This is a genomic window from Pseudomonas sp. KH_046_2 (assembly GCF_057838985.1).
In genome coordinates this window covers 4,071,751-4,090,872 of record NZ_CM174480.1, presented here as the reverse complement: position 1 = coordinate 4,090,872, position 19,122 = coordinate 4,071,751, and the positions used below count along the sequence as shown (strand labels likewise).

General features: G+C 60.9%; 14 protein-coding genes. 6 read left to right on the top strand and 8 right to left on the bottom strand.

Going from position 1 to position 19,122, the window contains the following annotated elements; genetic code table 11:
• Positions 1-23: 23 nt before the first annotated feature.
• From AC3IX1_RS18485 to AC3IX1_RS18450, 8 genes are all read right to left on the bottom strand, one after another.
• Complete coding sequence (locus AC3IX1_RS18485; protein WP_489385290.1) at positions 24-2,300, bottom strand: hypothetical protein; 2,277 nt, start codon at positions 2,298-2,300, stop codon at positions 24-26.
• Positions 2,297-4,933: a putative baseplate assembly protein gene (locus tag AC3IX1_RS18480; RefSeq protein ID WP_489385289.1), complete on the bottom strand. Its 2,637-nt coding sequence runs from the start codon at positions 4,931-4,933 to the stop codon at positions 2,297-2,299. Before AC3IX1_RS18480 ends, AC3IX1_RS18485 begins: the two co-directional genes overlap by 4 nt.
• Before the next feature lies 1 nt (position 4,934).
• Complete coding sequence (locus AC3IX1_RS18475; protein WP_489385288.1) at positions 4,935-7,580, bottom strand: baseplate J/gp47 family protein; 2,646 nt, start codon at positions 7,578-7,580, stop codon at positions 4,935-4,937.
• Positions 7,577-7,945, bottom strand: coding sequence for a GPW/gp25 family protein (locus AC3IX1_RS18470; protein ID WP_065834047.1), 369 nt, complete (start codon positions 7,943-7,945; stop codon positions 7,577-7,579). Before AC3IX1_RS18470 ends, AC3IX1_RS18475 begins: the two co-directional genes overlap by 4 nt.
• A gap of 4 nt (positions 7,946-7,949) precedes the next feature.
• Entirely contained in the window at positions 7,950-8,222 is a 273-nt protein-coding gene (locus AC3IX1_RS18465) for a hypothetical protein (RefSeq protein ID WP_310353805.1), read from the bottom strand.
• Positions 8,223-8,227: 5 nt separating this feature from the next.
• Entirely contained in the window at positions 8,228-8,944 is a 717-nt protein-coding gene (locus AC3IX1_RS18460; RefSeq protein WP_065834049.1) for a phage baseplate assembly protein V, read from the bottom strand.
• Positions 8,945-9,003: 59 nt separating this feature from the next.
• Complete coding sequence (locus AC3IX1_RS18455; protein ID WP_310353802.1) at positions 9,004-10,137, bottom strand: phage late control D family protein; 1,134 nt, start codon at positions 10,135-10,137, stop codon at positions 9,004-9,006.
• Between the two features lie 297 nt (positions 10,138-10,434).
• Positions 10,435-11,091 (bottom strand): hypothetical protein, encoded by a 657-nt coding sequence (locus tag AC3IX1_RS18450; protein ID WP_489385287.1) that lies wholly within the window; start codon positions 11,089-11,091, stop codon positions 10,435-10,437.
• Between the two features lie 246 nt (positions 11,092-11,337).
• Here AC3IX1_RS18450 and AC3IX1_RS18445 point away from each other — a divergent pair, with 246 nt between their 5' ends.
• From AC3IX1_RS18445 to AC3IX1_RS18420, 6 genes are all read left to right on the top strand, one after another.
• A complete protein-coding gene (locus AC3IX1_RS18445; protein ID WP_310353793.1) occupies positions 11,338-13,350 on the top strand; it encodes a phage tail sheath family protein in 2,013 nt (670 codons plus the stop codon).
• A gap of 13 nt (positions 13,351-13,363) precedes the next feature.
• Positions 13,364-13,888, top strand: a complete 525-nt coding sequence (locus AC3IX1_RS18440; protein ID WP_310353790.1) for a phage tail protein — start codon at positions 13,364-13,366, stop codon at positions 13,886-13,888.
• 48 nt (positions 13,889-13,936) lie between these two features.
• On the top strand, positions 13,937-14,734 hold the full coding sequence (locus tag AC3IX1_RS18435; protein ID WP_310353788.1) for a hypothetical protein: 798 nt from the start codon (positions 13,937-13,939) through the stop codon (positions 14,732-14,734).
• 731 nt (positions 14,735-15,465) lie between these two features.
• On the top strand, positions 15,466-16,788 hold the full coding sequence (locus AC3IX1_RS18430) for a Pvc16 family protein (RefSeq protein WP_489385286.1): 1,323 nt from the start codon (positions 15,466-15,468) through the stop codon (positions 16,786-16,788).
• Complete coding sequence (locus tag AC3IX1_RS18425) at positions 16,785-18,731, top strand: ATP-binding protein (RefSeq protein ID WP_310353785.1); 1,947 nt, start codon at positions 16,785-16,787, stop codon at positions 18,729-18,731. Before AC3IX1_RS18430 ends, AC3IX1_RS18425 begins: the two co-directional genes overlap by 4 nt.
• A gap of 12 nt (positions 18,732-18,743) precedes the next feature.
• Complete coding sequence (locus tag AC3IX1_RS18420) at positions 18,744-18,968, top strand: hypothetical protein (RefSeq protein ID WP_489385285.1); 225 nt, start codon at positions 18,744-18,746, stop codon at positions 18,966-18,968.
• Positions 18,969-19,122: the final 154 nt, after the last annotated feature.

Below are 19,122 nucleotides of genomic sequence, written 5' to 3'. Positions count from 1 at the left end.
TTGTTCCTCTACGCGTCATTCGTTCAATTGGCGTGGATCAGGGCGGCCGAGAGGCCAAAGGGCAGATATTCGTCGAGGCGCAGCTTCAGGTTGGCGGCCCGCTGGGGTTGCTTGAGATGGCACCACACGCCCATCTCGGCCCCATCCTCGGAGCCTGTTCCGATTTCAATCGGGCCGTTGTCGCTGAGTTGCAGGTAAGCGGGCTGGCCATAGGCTTCGGACACATATTCGGGCGCCACCCGCTGCGCGACCTGCTGTCGCAACAGTGCTAGTTCGGCGGGCGTCAATGGACCTGCTGCATCAACGGCCTTTCGTATCGCCAGACTGGGCTGGCAGCGGTAGCGGCGTGGCGTGCGTGCGTTGTCCTGCACGTAGCTGAAGCGTAGGCAACCGACCTGCTGTCGCAACACCGTCAATGAACCGTCAAAAATACTCTCGCTCGCGAGATCGATCTGGCGAAACCGCATGGCACCGCGCAGCGTCGAGCGCTCAATGCGCGATGCGGGACCGAAACTGTTGGCCGCTGGCCCGGCAACGGCAGCGATATCGAGCCCATCAACGATGCAATCGAGCAGCACCAACGCTTGCGCGTGCTCCGGCAGGCGGAGCGGTCCCATGACGCAAAAGGCGGCTTCCACGCGCAGTTTCCTATTCGCCGGACTGCCATCGGGGCGCGTCATGGCGGCAAGGATGCTGGGTTGGGTGGGCTGTGCGGGAGGCGGCGCAACGGCAGGGTCCGGTACGGCGATGCTTTCGCCCGGAACAAGCGTTGAATGGATCAGTCGCAGTGCACCCAGTGAGCCGGTGATTTCGACTCGCCCTTCTATCAGCAGTCCGCCCAGCGTCACGGTGGAACTGTCGTGATCGCCGGAGATGGTCAGTGGGTCGGGAAGCAGCAGATGCGGGCATTTGCTGTCGCTGGCTTCAATCGCGATAAAGCGCTTGTCGAAAGGATCGATGGCAATCGCCTCCTTGTAGGTGCGGTTATCGCGGATCTGGATGATGCAGTTCGGTTTACCGAGTGCCACCCACTGCGCCAGCGCCCCGTTAATCGTGTTGAAAGTTCCCGGATTACCCGAGTTGTCGACTGGCAGCATCTGTGTACCGGCGGGCGCGTTGATCTGCCATGCGCGCCGCCGATAGGGCCCGCCACCAAGATCGCCAGGGAAACCGTGGTGGTACCAGACGGTCACGGGACCGGCGGCCGCGGCTACAGGCCCAAGTGCAATGCGGCCAGTGGCTGTATCTACTGACACAATATTCGTGGCAGGTTGCGACCACGCATCCAGGTTGCGGCACCGAATGCGCGAGAGTGGCACAGGCTGGCCGCCGATGAAGATCATCATCGCTCTGTCTTCGGCCAGCACCATGGCCGGGAATGGGTCGAAGAGGCCGTAATATTGTGAAAAATCGGGGATCACTGGCTGGCTGAGGCTCTGCGAGAGATCCTCGAAAAACGTGGCATGGCTGATCGCTTGCGGCACGTGATGGCGGGCGCTAAGCCCGGTCTCATCGTCTTCCCGCCGTCCTGCGGAGAACAAGGGAGCGTCTTGGCCAAGAGGACTGAAACGCCAGCGGAAGTCGCCTGCCGCCCCTTGCTGGCGCGCGTCGATCTGCTCGAAACGGTGCGCCTTTAGACGCCAGAGAAAGAAGCCGATTTTGCGGGTGCCGTACCAGCCCTCATCGGGTGCAATCGCGCGAACGTCCACCGTGCGGCAGGTTTCATCGAAAGCGCCTTCCAGGGTGTCTAACCGCACGACCGAACGAAGATCAGGGGTTTCCAGGGCCTGCATACGGATGTGATTGCGGATCCACTGACTCCATCGCAGGCGCTGGAAGAACTCGACGCCATGAGCGGGCCATCCGGTCACGTCACGCGCCATTTCCTCCAGCATCGGCAATGTGCCTTTGCGGCGGCGGTAATAGATCGTCTTCGCAACATCGGCCCGATTGCCCAGGCCTATGTTGGGTCGCAGCGAGGGCCCGTTCAGGTCCGAAAAGATCTCGGCGGCACTGTCGCCGCCACGAATCCGGCTCTCGTCGAACAACGGCGTCATTGCGACGAGATCGCCGATGTAGGGAATTGCCCAAGGCTCGCATGTCTCGATGAATGCGTTGTTCAGGAGTTGCTCGATGTCGCCATCAAGCGCTTCGGCCTGCATTTCGATTACGCTCAGAAAGGCTTGCAGTGGGCCCGGCGGATCATCCGGGTGCAGCCGTTCCAATCCATCCAGCTCGCGCAGATAAGCCGGGAGGAGGTTGAACAACCTGTCGCGCTTCTCTCTGGAATAGGCCGTCATAGCGTCTCCACTACATGCAGAGTGAGATCGGTGTCGGGTGCCTCGATAAAGGCTTGCTCGGCGGGAAGCGCCAGTGCATCGGAATCGAGTGCCAGACCCGCAAGCGCTGCTGGGTCAAGCATGGCCACAGGCGGGCGCGGCCGAGCTTCGAACAGGCGGATATGCGGCTGCACCGGTGCGCCGGTGAGACCCCGACGGGACAACCATGCGGCAGTCCAACCCGCAAAACCCTTGATCTGAAAAAGGTCCACATCAACCGCCGCGACGCCCCGGGCGCCCTGAAGCACGGCGATAATTTGGCTGAGATGGAGAGGGCGCCCCATCGGTTGCCGCTCGAACCGCATGAAGTCTGATAACGCCGTGCGGGCTGCATGCTGCACCGAGTCCTTCTCGAACACGGGATCACGCAGGATGCGCGCGGTGACCACAATCGGTACGCGCCACAAATTCCCGATTATCAGCAGATGGTTCGGATCGCGCGAGTGGGTGAGTGAGCTGTGCAGAGCGGCGAGGGCGTCGGGCGATAGGCGTTGGCCGTTACCACCCGAGACCGTGAGCTGGATCGCCTGCTCCAGCCCTATCCAGGTCCAGGTCGCCTTTGCCGCGGCCGCCATGCCTGTCTGGCGCGCGACATCCGCAAAATCTGATAGCGCTATGGCACGGCCAAATGTGCGGACAGTTACAGGTGCCGCCTCGCGCGCATGATCGAGTGTTTCGGGATCAACTCCGCCCTCCGTGGGCAGTGGATTGGAAACGCCGCGAACGCCAACCGGACGCTCAAGAAGCGTTGAAAGCTGCCCGGCAGCCAATCGTCCTTGCAGACCTATTCCCGTCCGATAGCGCGCGACCACATTGCTTGCACCACTCGGTAACCTCGCACCCGTGAGGCCATCTCCGAACGAGACGATGCTGTTGCCCGCATCATCGTCTCGCAGCGTGTAGACGTGGTCGTTCGGTCCGCGGCCATAAAACGATGGGGCCTCGCTCCAGAGTTCGCCGTTCACGCGAACCGCCAGCTCGGCGCGTGGCGTCAACCCCACACTACCGGGCAGGCGCGTCATAGCCTTGCGCTGCAACTTGAAGCGCTGGAACAGGGCGGACGCATCCCCGTGGCCCAGCGCTTCGTCACGCTGCGTCTCTCCGTGGCTTGCAGGTGCAACATTGCCATTCATGCGTGGGGATATCATCGGAGTGCCGATGGGGGGATCAAAGCCGATAGTAATGTGTGAAATGCCGTCGCCCACGGACGGTGATTGCGTGACGGTCGCGATGCTTGCGACGTACCGCCGCGTGCTTTGAGCAATTGCAATAGGCTGCTTCTTGGTGAGCAGGCGGGCATCGTTGACGTGATCGCTGCGGATCCAGGCGGTGCCACCTGAAAAGCTCGCCGGGTAGAGGTAGGCGCGCGGGGCGATCTGAGGGCGAACGACTTCGTAAATCTGCGTCTGACGGCGGTCAGCTATGGCGGGCAGTCCGGTGCCGCCGAGGTGATTCAGGACATCGTCGCTGCCAATCGTGACTTGTGCGAGTGAAATCCAGGTAACGGTGTCGGACATGGGACCGAGGGTGACCGTGCTGTGGAGGACAGTACCGACAAGCGCGAAGACATAACGGCCAGCACCCGACCCAAGATCGACGAGCAGCAGGGTGCCCGGATTCAGGTCATCGATACGCGCGTCGAGCGGATAGAAGGTCTGGCTTGCCGCAATACTGGCGGAATAGTCCACGCCGAGGGTCTTCATGGTCCAGCGCTTCGCGACGGGGGTCGCCGGGTTCATGTCATAGAAGGAATAGCTCGGTGGCACATTGTGGCCAAAGAAGCGCAGCGCGCGCTTGGTCTTGAACCCGATCGAGCCACTGCCTGCAATGGCGAACGGGGTGGTAAAAGTCACATATTCACCATCCGATGCGGTCTCGACGTTATGCACACTGGTCACTTGCAGTTCGTTGTTCCCGACGATGGCGATGGTGTCATTACGCAGCAATATTTCGGGTCGCTGCAGGATCGGAATACGCGAAAGGCCTTGCTGGAATGGCACCACGGCCTGCGGCTGACCATAAAGCGGGACATCGTTCAGCCGGGCGTCGGCGCTCACGGAGCCGATAGTCTCGAATGTCTGTGCCACTTCGTCCTGACCTGGGACGCTCATGACTTTCAGGCCGGAATGGATGACGGTCGTGGCGCCGGGATCAAGGGTGAACGCAAGTGATGTGGTGGCCGCTAGCCCCGGGGCAACGCGGTATCCAATCAAACGGGCCAGACGGAGCACCGAGTCCCGCTCGCGCGCCGTGCGCATGAAGATTTCGTTGGCGTAGCGCTCGCTATAGAAGCTCAGCACATCCGAGACGGCGGCAAAAAGATCGATGCACATGATTGCATGATCGGTGTCGTCGCGTGTCGTGAGCCTGGCAAGCGCGTTGCACACCTGCAGAGGCCACAGCGTGTCATCGGGATCTAGCGGATTGGGCGGGCCTGACGCCATGGCCTCTATCATGGCCTGACGGAAGGTAGCGTAGCTTCCAGTTCGCCATGCAATCGTGCTCAGACCCGGTCGGTTGAAAATGGATGCGGGAGCAGCGGGTTCATGCGGCTCGCAGCACAGGCAGAACCGGGTATCGGGAGTCATGGTCATCTCACAACCCTCCCACGGCGGTCAGGCGCAGCACGCCGAACTCCGGCTGGCTGCGATCGTTGTCCAGGCGCGCGACTTCGCTCGGTCCCATGGGAACGAGGCCTCGCTCCAGCTCGCCATTCGGCGCGTCCCAAAAGCGCTTCATCACGAGAATGCGGGCAGATTCAACACCGTCGATGTGCTGCAGCAGCGCGTAGATGCGGCTCGAATAGACCGCCGAACCGAAGCGAAAATTGAGGGGGTGGAAGAAGCCGGAACTTGCGCCGGCCAGACGTCGGTTCGACAGCACATTGGCCGCTGCTTCCAGAACATCACCACGGAAATGGCCGCGCGCGATGCAAAGCTGGACTTCAAGTTCGATCGGAACATAGATGGCTGCGTGTACCACAAGGTCATAGCCAGCCAGGCGATAGCGGTTCAGCACTGCCCAAATGTGCTTCGCGAATGCCGGTTGCAGCCGGGCGGCGCCGCCCGGCATCCGGTCAAGAAGGTCTGGATCTGACGGATGGATCGCAACGAAAACGGTGTGCCAGCTCCCCGTCCAGACAAAAGAGGCTTTGGCCGCGGCCACATACTCCAACCGCATGGACACGGCCTCGTAGTCCGCCTCCGTCACCGCCCGGAATGTCTCGGCGCGGAACGCCTCGGGTGCAATCTGGCGGGCTTCCTCGATCGATTGCGGATCGACACCACCGCGTGCTGAGAGCGGTTGCCTGAGTTCTATGATGTCTGGGAAGTGCTGCGGCCCGCCACCGGGATTGGCCGGGTCCACCAGGTCGATAGCATCGGGCATGACGACATGCGTCAGCGCTCCTGCACCGATATTCCCCAATCGACCATTGCCAATCCTGTAACGGGCGCGGGCGGTGAGAGGCTGGGTGGGGTGCGTGACGCGGCGTCCATATTGGTCATCGCCGAAGCGCAGGTGCACCCTGTGGTCGGTGTCCACTTCGGCGACGAAATGTGGATGATAGGCATCGCTTGCGAAGAGCGTCGGAACAGGGCGGAATAACTCCGTATCCCCCACTGCCCAGCCGTATTCAACGACAACGGCGGGCATGGCCTTGGAGGTTGGCTGATCGAGGTCATGGCGGCCGGCGGACAGCCTGCCATCGAATGCATAATCCGGATCGCTCGGCATCGTCTGAAAGGTGAGCGGTGCATCGATCAGGATTTGCTGATCGATAGGCCAACGGCCCGTGCCCACATCAATCGGTGGCAGTTCCCGCAATGGGTCTGTCGGATCAGGTAGACGGCGGATGACTGTACGGCCATGGTCTGCGGGCGTGACATTGCCCCGCACAATCGTCACCGGTCCAATGAGTTGCCTTGTCTCTGGTATCTGAGCCGAAAGACAGAAGGGCAAGGGTGGTGCGTCGTTTTCACGCCAACGTACGTGCAGCAATGGCAACTTCACGTCGCCGGATGCGGCGGGTGTGAGTGCGCCATCGACCAGCAGATCGCGGAAGACCGGGTCGCTCGTGACGTCGACTGCCTCGATCCGCACGACATGGCGGTTGCGCGGATCAGCATCGGCAGCAAGGCCGGTACGTGGGCCAAGTATTTCCTCAAGAAGCAGATACTCGCCAAGGGCAATGTCGGGCCGGGTGGCGCGCAGGTTATTGCCCTGCGGCGATGTAACGTAGAGCCAGGCCTCTCGTGCTCCCCGCGCCAGACAGCATGAGGCGTCGCCCCAGTCGTGGATGCGCATTTCGTTGCGACCAGCGAGCACGCGCACCGGTGCCGATGTTTCGAACACCACCGTCCGTGCCAGCGCCTTGTCGTCATCGAAGTCGGCAACGCCAGTGGGAATGACCAGCCCAGGTGGTGCCTTTTGCCCGCGCAGTGGCTCAATGACTTGCGTAAGAAGTTTCGTTCCCGCCGGAACAATACCGTCGGGACCGGCGCTCGCATCGAATTGCACAAAGCAGAATGCGTTGCGACCATTATGCATGGCGTAATCGATCAGGCGTGTGTGGCGCGCCGCCGAGACACGGTGGCGGCAAGTGTCGAAAAAAGCCTCGGTGATGGCAGCGTCCTGGAAATAGCTCAGATAGTCGGCGACATAGGCGAAAAGCTCGATCAGCGCAACGCAGAGATCGGCGGGATTGTGGTCGTCAAAATCGGGATTGAGCTGCGGTGCCAGATCCATCATCAGGCGACGGAAGCTCTGGTAGTCCTTTGCAAGATAATCGAGCGCAGGCTCCATGAAGCGCTCTGGCTCGCAATCGTGTCGTGTGCCGCAATCGAATTCGGTCGGGCAACCCGCCTTGAAACTGAACGCTGCCTCGCAGCGTTCCTCATCGATGCCGGGATGAGTAACGCGCAGGTAATAGGTCGAGAAGTCTCCCTCCCGATCCAGAAACAGGACCAGCCGATTGGGATCCGGATCGGCGACCACTGCAATTGGCTCGATGTCGACGACGCGAATGCCGCCCTCGATGCTGAACGAAGCGGGAGCGCCGACGAGGGCCGGGGGCGGAGGCTTCAGGAATTGGATTTCAAGCCGGTTGCGCTTAGGGGGCGCAGCCAGCAGGTCGCGGCGGAACTCGACAAAATCGACTCCATTCAATGGATGCACAGGCACCGTGAGAATCGCGTCGCGCCGTTCGTTTTCACACCACAAGGGCTCTTCGCGCGAGATCATGATGCAATGGCCTGTTTGAACTCCGCTGAGTGTCGTATGGAGCTTGCATTAATCGTGTAGACGACCGTGATGAAGAGCGTTGAATCATCGGCGCGCACGTCCACAGCTTCGACCCTGATGAGGTCACTGAGCCAACGCAGCAGAGATCCTTGAATGAAGTGCTGGGTGGTTGCGGCGAGTGCCTCACTGAGTGGTGCGAAGAGAAGCTGGCGAATGCCGCATCCGAAATCGGGACGATTGACCCGCTCCCCGGGCGCGGTGAACAGTACAGCGCGGATCGCGTCCAGAATGCGCTCGTTTTCGTCCGACACGGCGGTGCGACCCCGCGCGTCAAACCCGAATGGCACATCGAGATGGGTTGCCATTGTTTCAAATTCCCGTGGTGGAAATCTTGGGTGTCGTCGTGCGTGCAACCGCGCCGTCCGTGTAGTGGATGACGATGCTGGCCTGATTGTCGCGCAGGTATTTGACGACGCCCCGCGCGATTGCCACGAACAGCCGACGCCGGTCTCGTACATCGCTGGCGGGCTCGTTCGGCAGGCCCGGCAAGCCATCTGCCAACAGGCCGTCATGGAGTTGCGCTTCGATTGCTTCAGCCATCGAGGCGCCGAAATCGTCGAGTGTCCCGGGTTTGAGCGGCATGCTTGTTACTCCACAAAGACTTTCTGGGAGATGAGCGAGGGGGTTGGTAGCATCATCGGTGGCACCGGGAGCGCCGGAGCCACAGGCATGAAACCAAGCGCAAGTTCGCCGGGATGCACATGCGAATTGAAAGCGGCGACCAGTTGGCCGAGATAGGTCATCAATTGGTCCCCGAAAACGGACGGGTGAAAGGCTGTTCCACTGCCGTGCTGCACCAAAGGGGCTTCAAGCACGACAACACCCATGCCCGAAATCTTGACGCTCGCGGTTTTGACATTGACTTCGATCTTGTTCTGCGCGAGGGGATCGCTGATCGTAACTGTCTGGAGCGTGTCATCCATGGCAATGGTCAGCCCCGTGTCGGAGCGCCAGATCTTTTGCGTTGGCAGGGGCGGGGTGAGAGCAGGGGGCTCATTCGGGGCTTCGAGCGTCGCCCAATAGCCGCCAACCCAGATCGGCCGCGACGTGTCGCCCCCCTCAAACTCGATCCAGACACCGGAGCCTTGCGGCGGTATGGCAAAGAACCCGGCCTGCAGGCCCGCGACCGGTGCGCAAGGGTAAGCCCATCCGGTCGGAATGCCCTGCAGTACCTCGGGTACCATGGCCTGAATGCGCCCCAGTTTCAGTGGGTCCAGCGCATTGAAGACTGTGCCGCGATATTTTCCATACATGCCGGCCCGATGCGAGGATCCGGGCTGAGACTGTTCGTTGAACTCAAGCATGCAACAGACCTCCTTTTGGAAGGCCTGCTCACCTGACAGGCCTCATGGTGACAGCCCTCTCAGGTGACAGGCGCCAGCGGATCGATGAACACCTCCGCTCCGGTCAGGCCGACGGCGTTGCGCATCGCCTGGAAACTTTGCGTATACGCGTCGCGCGAGATTCTGTGGGTGACGCTTGTTACGGAGTACAGGCCTGAATGCTGTCGCCCCGCACCGCGCACCAGCACGGGCAAACCCGGCTGGAGAGGGCGGCCGAATTTCAGACCATCGACTTCACCGTTAGCCGAAACCGTGCGGTTCGACTGTGTGACACGGCCGAACGCGCGAACGAGTTTCTCGGCGGGGCTCGATGCATCACCCACCTCATCCATTTCGATTGCGGGCGGCATCATGCGGGCAATTGATGGTTCCAACCCCATCGGCAGCTCCGTCGGCGTCGACGCGAAAACCGGGACGGGCATGCGGGTGTGCGGGTCCACATAGCTCGTCAGTACGGTGGCGGGCTTCAACATCTGGTTGCTGATCTGGAAACTGCGCAAATTCGATTGCGATCCGAAGTCGATCGACAGCACGCCTTGGGCTGGCGCAACCGTGATCGGCGGATGGAAATGCCCGACATTGAAACCCGCAAGCGGATCGGGCTGAATATAAAGCTGGTAGCCGTATTTCGACGCCAGTTGCTCCAGAAAGGCATTGTCGCGTACGCGTTGCGTTGTCGTCGTATCCAGTGTCGTTCGCAACAGCGGCGTCGGCTCGGCGAGGGGAAGGATTGCGTATTTGCTGAAAATGGCTGAGGCAATCGCATCGTCCGGCATGTTGGGCCAGGTGAAGGCCGTTTGCACTTGCCCCATCAGTGTTCCCAGTGCATCAGCGCCCACGACTTCCAGCCGTGCCGACCCCGGCTCGCTCCCGACGTGTATTTGGACATCACGGATATAGCCGTTGATCAAGGTCAACGGCAGGCCAAGCCCGAAAGACAGGCTGATGCGCACTGGCATCATCGGTCGGAACAGATCGAAGACCAGGACATCGAGATCGCCCGTCGTCGTGCGGCTGAGTTCGACATGCAACCGGAACATCGCCGCACCTTCTACCGAGGTCTCGACCTCGATCTCCGAGAGCGCACTCGTGATGAAAGGTGGCAGAGGCGCGAACCCCAGGTTCACCATGAAAAAGGACGGCAGGAGGCTCATGACGCGCCCTCGCTGCCAGGTTGTGGAACGATGATCCTCGCGCCAGGTCGCGCCGTCAGATCGGCGGGACGCGCCAGGAGATTCGCATCGCACAAGCGCCAGAATGTCTCGGGGTCTTGCGCAATTCGCCAGGCTGCAAGATCAGGCCGGTCCAGGGGTTCTACGATGGTTCCCGCCGACCCCGTCGGCGTTGGCAAAAAACGAATGCGCTTGTGACGGATCACCCGGCCATCGGATGCCGTGTACTCGCTCTCGCCAATGGGCTCGTAGCGGCTACCGCGCGTAAACATGGTGGCCTCACAGCGGCAGAAGATCGGCGATCGCCGATGCATTGCCGAACGTGTTTGCCGTTGCCAGCACCTCCTTCTGCGCGTATCCGGCCATGTAGACCCAGTAAGCGGGATTCGTGATTTCAAGATCGCGATAGGTCTGCACCCTAAGTGACAGATCGGCTGCGATGCGAATGGGGTTGAGCGCCGTATCGAACGCCTGCTCCTTGATCGTCAGACTCTCGACCCGAACGGGCAGAACCCTGCGTTCACCCCAGATCAGCAGCGTGAGTGGGGCTTGTTCCGCCGCGACAAAAGCCATGCCCGCAAGCGCAAGAGCTTCATTCATGACCACGAGCGGGAACGCGGGATAGAGCAACATCTCGAGGGCGGCAATGACCGGATGTAGGCCCATGCGCGCCGTTGCGGCGTTATCTGTCGGGAATTCAAGCTGGTCGGTGGCGTCAATTTCGACGGTGAAGGTGAGCGTTTCGTCGGGAGGCCCCGATGCCCGTTGAGATTCGCCGCGCGCGCCCGAACCTTGGCTTCCACGCGCCGTCAGGCTGCGCGAAACTTCGTCAGGATTGTATTGAAAGACGATAATCGTCGGCACCAACGCAGGCGGACGGTAGGCGGCCAAGCCGCCCTTGCGCAGACGGGGACTGCGCGGAAATTGTGATGGCACGCGTATACCTTCTTGATTATATAAAGAAAAGTTACGGCAACCGGTCTGTGATCGGCGATTTGCAGATCACAAGAGTACGTTCAGGTCAGTACAGCTTCTCAACAATGTCAAGTTCGGCCTGGATTGCCAGAGAGGCGAGGGGTTGATTTTTGTATTTCTTTGTGCCGCTTTTAAAAGTCGACTACAGTGAGTTGGCGTTGACGTTTTCAGCAGGCTCTGCGTGCTAGAAATGAGGAGGTATCTCCAATGCCGGTCCGCCCAACTTATCCAGGCGTTTATGTCGAAGAGATCCCGAGCGGCATCAGAACCATCGCGGGTGTCTCGACATCGGTCGCGGCATTCATCGGCAGCTTTCCGCGCGGTCTCCTGAACCAGGCAGTGCAACTGTTTGGTCTGGCGGATTTCGAGCGGGAATATGGCGGGCTCGATGTCGCCAGCGAAACGAGTTACGCGATCCAGCAATTCTTCCTGAATGGCGGCACCGAATGTTTCGTCGTCCGGGTCGCCGACACGGTCACGGCCCCCGCCGCGCAGGCGTCCGCCGTAATTCTGCCGAATGGGTTTGGTATCGATATCGCCAACGTCTCCGCCGGGCGGCGCATTCGCAGGCAATCAGCGACGAACCCCGGATCATGGGGAGACTCGCTGCGGGTCGATATCGATTTCGCAACGCGCCCGGCAACCCTCGCGGCCGAGAAGGGAACACTGTTCAACGCCACGATCAGCCTCATCCGGGTCGATGGTGACCGCACTGTCACGGTCGCAAGCGAGCGATACACCAATCTCACGATGCAGGCTGGGCAAGATAACGCGCTCGACACAATCAACGCCGGGTCAACGCTTGTTCAACTGGACCGAACCGGTCTGCCCGCGCTGCCCGCCACCGATGCGCGACCGGCCGCAAGCGGCACTGTCAGTGGGCCTCATCCGGCAGCAACCGCCGCACCGGCAGTTGCTACCAATCTGACGCTCACCCTCACTGTTGGCGGTGTCGCGCAGCCCCCGATTGCGCTCGTCATTCCGCCGACGCCAGCTCCAGGTCGCCTGGCAGACTGGGCCAACAATTTGCAGACAGTTATTCGCGCGCAAGCGGCGATTCTGCCGCTCCCGTTGCAACCTTACCTATCCGAGGCAACGGTCGAGATCGTCGGCGAAAACACTGCACTCAACCCAGCGCGTTTTGTGATCCGCACCGGGCGCAACGCGCGCCCCTTCGACACCAATACGACGTTGGACTTCAAGGGAGCTGATCTGGCGGATTATCTGCTCAATTCCTCCACTGGTCCGGTCGCAGCGAGAGCGGTCAAGTCGCCGCAATCCTACCCATTAACCAGCGGGCAAAATGGCAGCGCTGCTGTACCGGTTACCGCATACCGTGGTGTCCGTGCCGCGAAGACCGGGCTTTATGCGCTGGAAGACATCGATCTGTTCAACATTCTTTGCGCCCCGGACGCCGCTGCCATGGCGGGTGCAGATATGCGGGCGCTCTACACCGAGTGCGAAATCTACTGCGAAGAGCGACGCGCGATGGTGCTGGTTGATATCGACGCCAGCGTCGTGCGGCTCGATCAAATGCAGGCCTGGCTCGCCGACAACGAAACGCTGCGGCACCCCAATGCAGCCATGTATTTTCCACGTACCCAGATTTCTGACCCGCTGTCGCGTGGGCGGCTGCGGAGTATTGGCGCAAGCGGAACGATTGCAGGGCTCTATGCCCGCACCGACACGCAGCGTGGTGTCTGGAAAGCACCCGCGGGCACCGATGCTCGGCTGCGGAACGTGCAGGCCCTCGACTATGCGATGACTGATAGGGAGAACGGTGCGCTGAACCCGCTTGGCATCAATTGCCTGCGGACATTCCCCGTCTACAGCAGTATCTGCTGGGGCGCCCGCACGCTCGATGGTGCCGACCAGATTGCGTCCGACTGGAAGTATGTTCCGGTCCGCCGTACAGCCTTGTTCCTTGAAGAGTCGCTTTATCGTGGGTCCAAGTGGGTGGTCTTCGAGCCGAATGACGAGCCGCTCTGGTCGCAGATCCGGCTCAATGTCGGGGCCTTCATGCAGGATCTTTTCCGCAAGGGTGCATTCCAGGGCTCGTCTGCGCGCGACGCCTATTTTGTGCGCTGCGATTCTGAGACGACGACGCAGTTCGATATTGACAGCGGCATCGTCAATATCGAGGTGGGTTTCGCGCCGCTCAAACCCGCGGAGTTCGTCATCCTGAAAATTTATCAGATCGCACGGCGCGCCGAGGTTTGAAAGGGGTTGAATGATGGCTCAGTTCACGGTCAACGCACGACGCTTCGATCCCTACAAGAACTTCAAGTTCAGGGTGAAATGGGACGGCCGCTATGTCGCCGGCATCAGCAAGGTGTCAGCTCTCAAGCGCACGACCGAAGTCGTCGAGCATCGGGAAGGCGGCGACCCGAGTACCAGCCGCAAATCGCCCGGGCGCTCAAAGTATGAGCCACTGACGCTGGAGCGTGGTGTCACGCACGACATCGATTTCGAGCAATGGGCTAACAAGATCTGGAATTTCGGTTCCGGCCCGGGGGCGGAAATGTCGCTCGCCGACTTCCGCAAAGACGTGATCCTCGACGTGTTCAATGAGGCGGGCCAGAAAGTTTTGTCTTACCAGCTCTATCGCTGCTGGGTGTCAGAGTATCAGGCGCTTCCTGATCTTGATGCCAATGCCAACGCGGTGGCGATCCAGATAATCAAGCTGGAAATGGAGGGTTGGGAAAGGGATTACGCGGTCGTCGAACCCGCCGAGCCGCGTTTCAACGAGCCAGCGTAAGCAAGAAGCCCAAAGCAAATAGACCACGCGTTGTGGAGGATGCTGCGGATGGAAACGATCCCTTCTGTTTTCCAAACGGTGTTCTTGCCGTATGGGCTCTGGCAGGCTGGACAGCGCTATTGCACCATTGCGGTTCGCCCAATTTCCGGCCACGACGAAATACTTGTGGAAGAGGCTCTTGCCGCCGGAGCCAGCGTCGCGCGCGCGGGCACTCTGCTGATAGGCCTATGCGCCTCCCTGACAACAGAGGAGGGCGCTCAAACAGCTCTCGGGTCAGAGGCCGCGCGGACGCTGACACTGGGGGATCGTGAACTCCTGTTTCGCGCAATTTTTTCCAGCACGTTTTCGCCAAAAGTCGCGTCGGGGCTGCCATGCCCTGGCGATTGTGGCGAAACCATCGAGTTCGATCTTGACCTATCCATCGCTCCCGAAATGCCGCCTGAACCGGGCCCGATCCATCATCTCGAATTCATGGGGCTGCAAGCTACTTGTCGATTGCTCACCGGTGCCGATCTGGAAGAGGCGGCGGGCACAGACGATCCGGTGTCATCGCTATGTCACGCCTGCACCGGTAATGATGCGCTTCCCTGCGACGTTCTTGCACAGGAACTGACCCGGCTGGACCCGAATGCGGAAACGGTGATCAATCTGACCTGTGCCGCCTGTGGTCACGAGACGCAGGTCTACCTCGATGGATTCGAGTTGATCAGGCATGCACTCGCCACGGAGGGTGGCATTTTCAGGCAGGTCCATATTCTTGCAAGCGCCTATGGCTGGCGAGAACAGGACATTCTGGCGATCCCGCGCGCGCGCCGTCGCCGTTACTGTGCCTTGGCGAATGAATGATGGGCCGCCAGAGTAATTTCCTCACCCGACTTGTCGACCGTGCGGTTGTTCCGCAACCCGACATTGAGGCTCCGCTTGTCCGACCGCTGAGTGCCATCTACGAGGGCGGCGGCTTCGAGGCGGACCTTGTGACGCAAGAGGCCGAAACGCGCGCCAACCGTGGGATAGGGCAGCCTCAGAATCACAGCGCGGCTGCGACACGTCCTCCCCCATCGCATGATGCGACAGAACCGCTCCGACCCCGGCACGAGCGGGGCGGGCGGCAGCTTCAGGCGCATTCGGAAATGTCGCCGACAGGACCCTCTGAGCGGGAAACCACAAGCCAGCACGCCGCGAGGGAGGAAACCGCCACTGCTTCGGACCTGCACATCGAAGAGAGAACTCCGCCGATTGAACCCCGCATTGTCCAGCGACCATTGGACAAAACCGCGCATGCATTTGCCAGCCAGCCCATCACGTTGCAATCGGTGATCGACCATATTTTTCGTGATGAAGGCAGACCAGGCAAAACCCGCGAGCCTCAGCCAATGCAGACTCCGCCTAACTCTGTCGAACAGCGCAGCGACAACCTGGAAGAGACGTCTGTGCCCCCGTTTGTCAGCATTGGTCGCATTGATATCTCGGTTGCTCCGCCGCTGCCTGGTCCATCTCGGGAGACAGGCCCACCTCGTTCGCAGGGGTTCGCCAGCTACAGTCGCATTCGTCGTGGACAGGAACGATAGGGAGCTTCGATGGCGAATTTCAACGCGATTGCCGCCGTATCCCGCACCCTTCGGCGGTTGTTGCTGGACCGTATGGCAAGTGCCGGTGTGTCGGTCACACTCGCCCCGCCAGATGTGACGATTGCTGGCGTCAACGGACCCCGCGTCAATTTGTATCTCTATCAGGTGCTGGAGCAGGCGCAGCTCAAGAACCAGTCAATTCCCGGTCACGAGCATCCCGCAGCCTTCGGTCATCCACCGCTGTCACTGACCATGCGTTTTCTTGTCAGCAGCTACGCCAGCTCCGAGGACCAGCAGGACTCGGATATCATCGCCCAATCCATCCTCGGCGACGCCATGCTGGTGTTGCACGATTTCGGCGCGCGCATGGAGAACATGCTCCTTCTCACCAACCGGGCAGGGGCCATCGGTGACCCGGTTCTTGATCCCGTACTGCAATCCGAATTTGAGCGGATAAAGCTGGTCTTGCATCCCATTCCCTTCGACGAAGTATCGAAGCTGTGGTCGGCAATGCCCGAGGCCAATCTACGCCGGTCGGTCGTGTACGAGGCCAGCGTCGTGCAGATCGAGGGGCGGCTCCCGCATCGTCAGGCGCAGCCCGTGTTGAGGCGTCGGATTCTGGCTTCAATCGCCAGACCACCCGTTCTTGTCGACGCCTATCGGACAGCCCCGCCCACCGCTTCTTCCTTGCGCGATGCTCGCATCGGGATTGGCGAGGAGATCACGATCGAGCATCTGCCCACGACCGCCGAGCGGCTTTATGTCTGTTTAGGGTCGCTTGAGCCGATTCGCGTTGCGCTGCCGTCGAACGGGATCATCCGCATCCTTGTCCCCGACGCGCAATATCCGATAGATCTCGATCACCTGGCGGTGCGGCCCATCCCGCCGGAGACCCAGTTGCAACCCGGACCACTGGAAATCGTTTTGATGTCGGCTACTGCGGTGAGCGGTGTTGAAGGCGGTCTTGACCGAGGAACGCCGGTCTTGACCGACCGCATGCTTACGTCCAACAGCGCGCTGATGCAATTGATCCCGCTTGTTGCAACCGCGTCGCCAACGTTCGGGAACGCAGGCGCGATCCTGCGTCTCACTGGCCAGCGCCTTTGGGCGGATACGCTGCCCAGTGAGGTCCTGATGGCGGATGTCGCAGTGCCCGTTCGGCCCCCGCAACCGGGCGATCAATGGGCGGCACCAACGTCCGTGCAAGTCGAAATTCCCGTCAGCGCAATTGCAGGTCTGCTTCCCCCGCGTGCGACACCCTACCGAGTCGCGGCCCAGACAAACGGCGTGCGTAGCCGCGAGAACGCACTGACTTTCAGGCTCGACCCATGACTTCCGAAACGACGGCAACAACGCAAGGGCTGCACGATGGCCCGCCGCAGGAAACTGCCGAAGAGCAGGCCGCCGTGCACGAGGACACGGACTGGCTTTCATTGAATGACGATGTGCTGCGGCTGGGCCTGCAGTGGGCCGACGACCGATTGGCTGGGGCGTTCGATGCGGATAGCCGATCGGCCTATCTTGCCGCACGCGACGCGATGATCGACCTGGGGCAGCCCTCGGCGCTCGACCTCATATCGCAATGCTTCTGCCTCGCACGTTGGGATGAAGATGTATTGCTGCTGGCGCTTGCGCCGGCCATCGATGGTTCATTTGGTCCACGGTATGGGGCGTTGCAGGGCCTGGTAACGGCCTCGCCCTGCACGCCGCATGTGCTGGCGAAACTGCTTTTCTACTCCGACCGGCTGCCTGCCCAGGCCATGCAGCGATTGTCGAGCGAGGCTCCGCTACGGCGACACGCGCTGTTAAGCGTTGAGCCAAATTCTTCGCTGCCGATGGGGGCGGCGATTGAATTGCCCGAAAGAATGCGCAATCTTCTTTGCGGGTTTGGCGGGCATGAAATGGGCATCGATGAAGGTGTGGAACCGCTGGCACCCGTGCCGCTGCCCCAGCGCTTGGAGAATCTCGCGACGCGGCTCGCCAAAATCGATGGTGTTCCTTTGCGGTTGCAGATTATCGGACAGTCTGGTGCCGGTCGCACGGCGCTTGCGACCGAAATTCTTGCGCGACTTGGCGTTGGTGCCTGGAGCGTCAAGGCGAGTCTCGCTGGATCGGAATTGGCGCTGGCGCGTGATGCGGTGCTTGCGGGATGCGGCATTATTCTGAATGTCGAAGCAGATGGCACGCAGGGTTTAGCGCAGCGGCTAGATCGGCTTTTACCGCAACCTCTCCTGATGGTCAGCGAAGCGCCCATTGAGGAGATGGAGCACGTACCTGTCACCCGGATCGATTCCATTTCTCCTGTTGAACGCGCCGCTTTGTGGCGCGTGGTCGTGGATGCGCCTGTAACCGAGGTGTTGACGGTGGCCGAACAATTTGCGCTCGGCCCGAGCCGCATTGCGGCCATCGCGCGGCAACCGGGACTCGCTGCGGGTGGATTGTGGGCAGCGTGCCGTGATCTCGGTGCGCGTGATCTCGAGGCGCTCTCGACGCATATCACACCACGGCGGAACTGGGACGATATTGTTCTTGCGCCTGAAACTCGTACCGCGCTGGATGCACTCGTCGCGCAAGTCACGGGGCGAGCCGAGGTGAATGGGGCGTGGGGATTGCGTCGCGTACTGGGACGTGCGACCGGGATCAGTGCCTTGTTTGCGGGGCCGAGCGGGGTCGGCAAAACCATGGCGGCGGAGATTATCGCGGGCGCGTTGAAGCTTGATCTCCATGTCGTCGATCTCGCCCGCCTATCGAGCAAATTCATCGGCGAGACGGAGAAAAACCTGCGGCGAATTTTCAATGCGGCGGAGCGGGGGGGGGTGGTGCTGTTTTTTGATGAGGCCGATGCGCTGTTCGGCAAACGCAGCGAGGTGAAGGACAGTCACGACCGCTATGCCAATGCGGAGGTCAGCTATTTGCTGCAACGCATGGAGACCTATGGCGGGCTTGCGATTCTCGCGACGAATCTCAAGACTCATCTCGATACGGCGTTCCTGCGCCGCTTGCGGATGATTGTCGACTTTCCTCTGCCCGACGTCGCCGCGCGACTCGCTTTGTGGCAGCGCGCAATTCCGCAGACAGCCCCGCAGGGCGTGATCGATTGGCAGCAACTGGCCCGGCTTGATTTGTCCGGCGGCAATATTTCGACCATCGCGACCAACGCCGCTTACTGCGCGTGCGCGGATGGCGGGGTGATTGAAATGCGTCATTTGCATGCCGCAATCGCGGCAGAATATCGCAAGCTTGATCGCGATGCCTCAGGTCTTGGACAGGGTTGAAGGAGCACGCTGATGGATACCAATACCCGAATTCGGATTGATCGCCTCTCAATCAGCGGCGTCGATGCGGCAACTGCCAGGGCGCTCGGCGCTGCCATCGAAATGGCGCTCGGCAAGGCGGCATTGGCTGGACGCCTTAATCCCTATGAACAACGGACATTGCGATTGAACCTCAAGGCGGGTGCTGACGCGCGGGCAATTGCGCGCGCGCTGGCCGATGCGCTGGGAGAACGCTAATGGGGGGCCAGGCGACATACGACGCGAAGCGCGCTGTCGCCTCCACTTCGAAGGCCGACGCCAATCGGACCTCTCGACCTGAGGCGCGCAAGCAATCCCCGATCCGGGCGTCCGCCGCCGGCTTGACACTGTCTCCTCTGAGATCCTCTTCCGA

Excerpts from the sequence above, each read along its gene's own strand:
- AC3IX1_RS18470 (WP_065834047.1), bottom strand. The coding sequence starts at position 7,945 with ATGGCAACCCATCTCGATGTGCCATTCGGGTTTGACGCGCGGGGTCGC.
- AC3IX1_RS18485 (WP_489385290.1), bottom strand. The coding sequence starts at position 2,300 with ATGACGGCCTATTCCAGAGAGAAGCGCGACAGGTTGTTCAACCTCCTC.
- AC3IX1_RS18440 (WP_310353790.1), top strand. The coding sequence starts at position 13,364 with ATGGCTCAGTTCACGGTCAACGCACGACGCTTCGATCCCTACAAGAAC.
- AC3IX1_RS18460 (WP_065834049.1), bottom strand. The coding sequence starts at position 8,944 with ATGCTTGAGTTCAACGAACAGTCTCAGCCCGGATCCTCGCATCGGGCC.
- AC3IX1_RS18465 (WP_310353805.1), bottom strand. The coding sequence starts at position 8,222 with ATGCCGCTCAAACCCGGGACACTCGACGATTTCGGCGCCTCGATGGCT.
- AC3IX1_RS18425 (WP_310353785.1), top strand. The coding sequence starts at position 16,785 with ATGACTTCCGAAACGACGGCAACAACGCAAGGGCTGCACGATGGCCCG.
- AC3IX1_RS18455 (WP_310353802.1), bottom strand. The coding sequence starts at position 10,137 with ATGAGCCTCCTGCCGTCCTTTTTCATGGTGAACCTGGGGTTCGCGCCT.
- AC3IX1_RS18420 (WP_489385285.1), top strand. The coding sequence starts at position 18,744 with ATGGATACCAATACCCGAATTCGGATTGATCGCCTCTCAATCAGCGGC.
- AC3IX1_RS18445 (WP_310353793.1), top strand. The coding sequence starts at position 11,338 with ATGCCGGTCCGCCCAACTTATCCAGGCGTTTATGTCGAAGAGATCCCG.
- AC3IX1_RS18475 (WP_489385288.1), bottom strand. The coding sequence starts at position 7,580 with ATGATCTCGCGCGAAGAGCCCTTGTGGTGTGAAAACGAACGGCGCGAC.
- AC3IX1_RS18430 (WP_489385286.1), top strand. The coding sequence starts at position 15,466 with ATGGCGAATTTCAACGCGATTGCCGCCGTATCCCGCACCCTTCGGCGG.
- AC3IX1_RS18480 (WP_489385289.1), bottom strand. The coding sequence starts at position 4,933 with ATGACCATGACTCCCGATACCCGGTTCTGCCTGTGCTGCGAGCCGCAT.
- AC3IX1_RS18435 (WP_310353788.1), top strand. The coding sequence starts at position 13,937 with ATGGAAACGATCCCTTCTGTTTTCCAAACGGTGTTCTTGCCGTATGGG.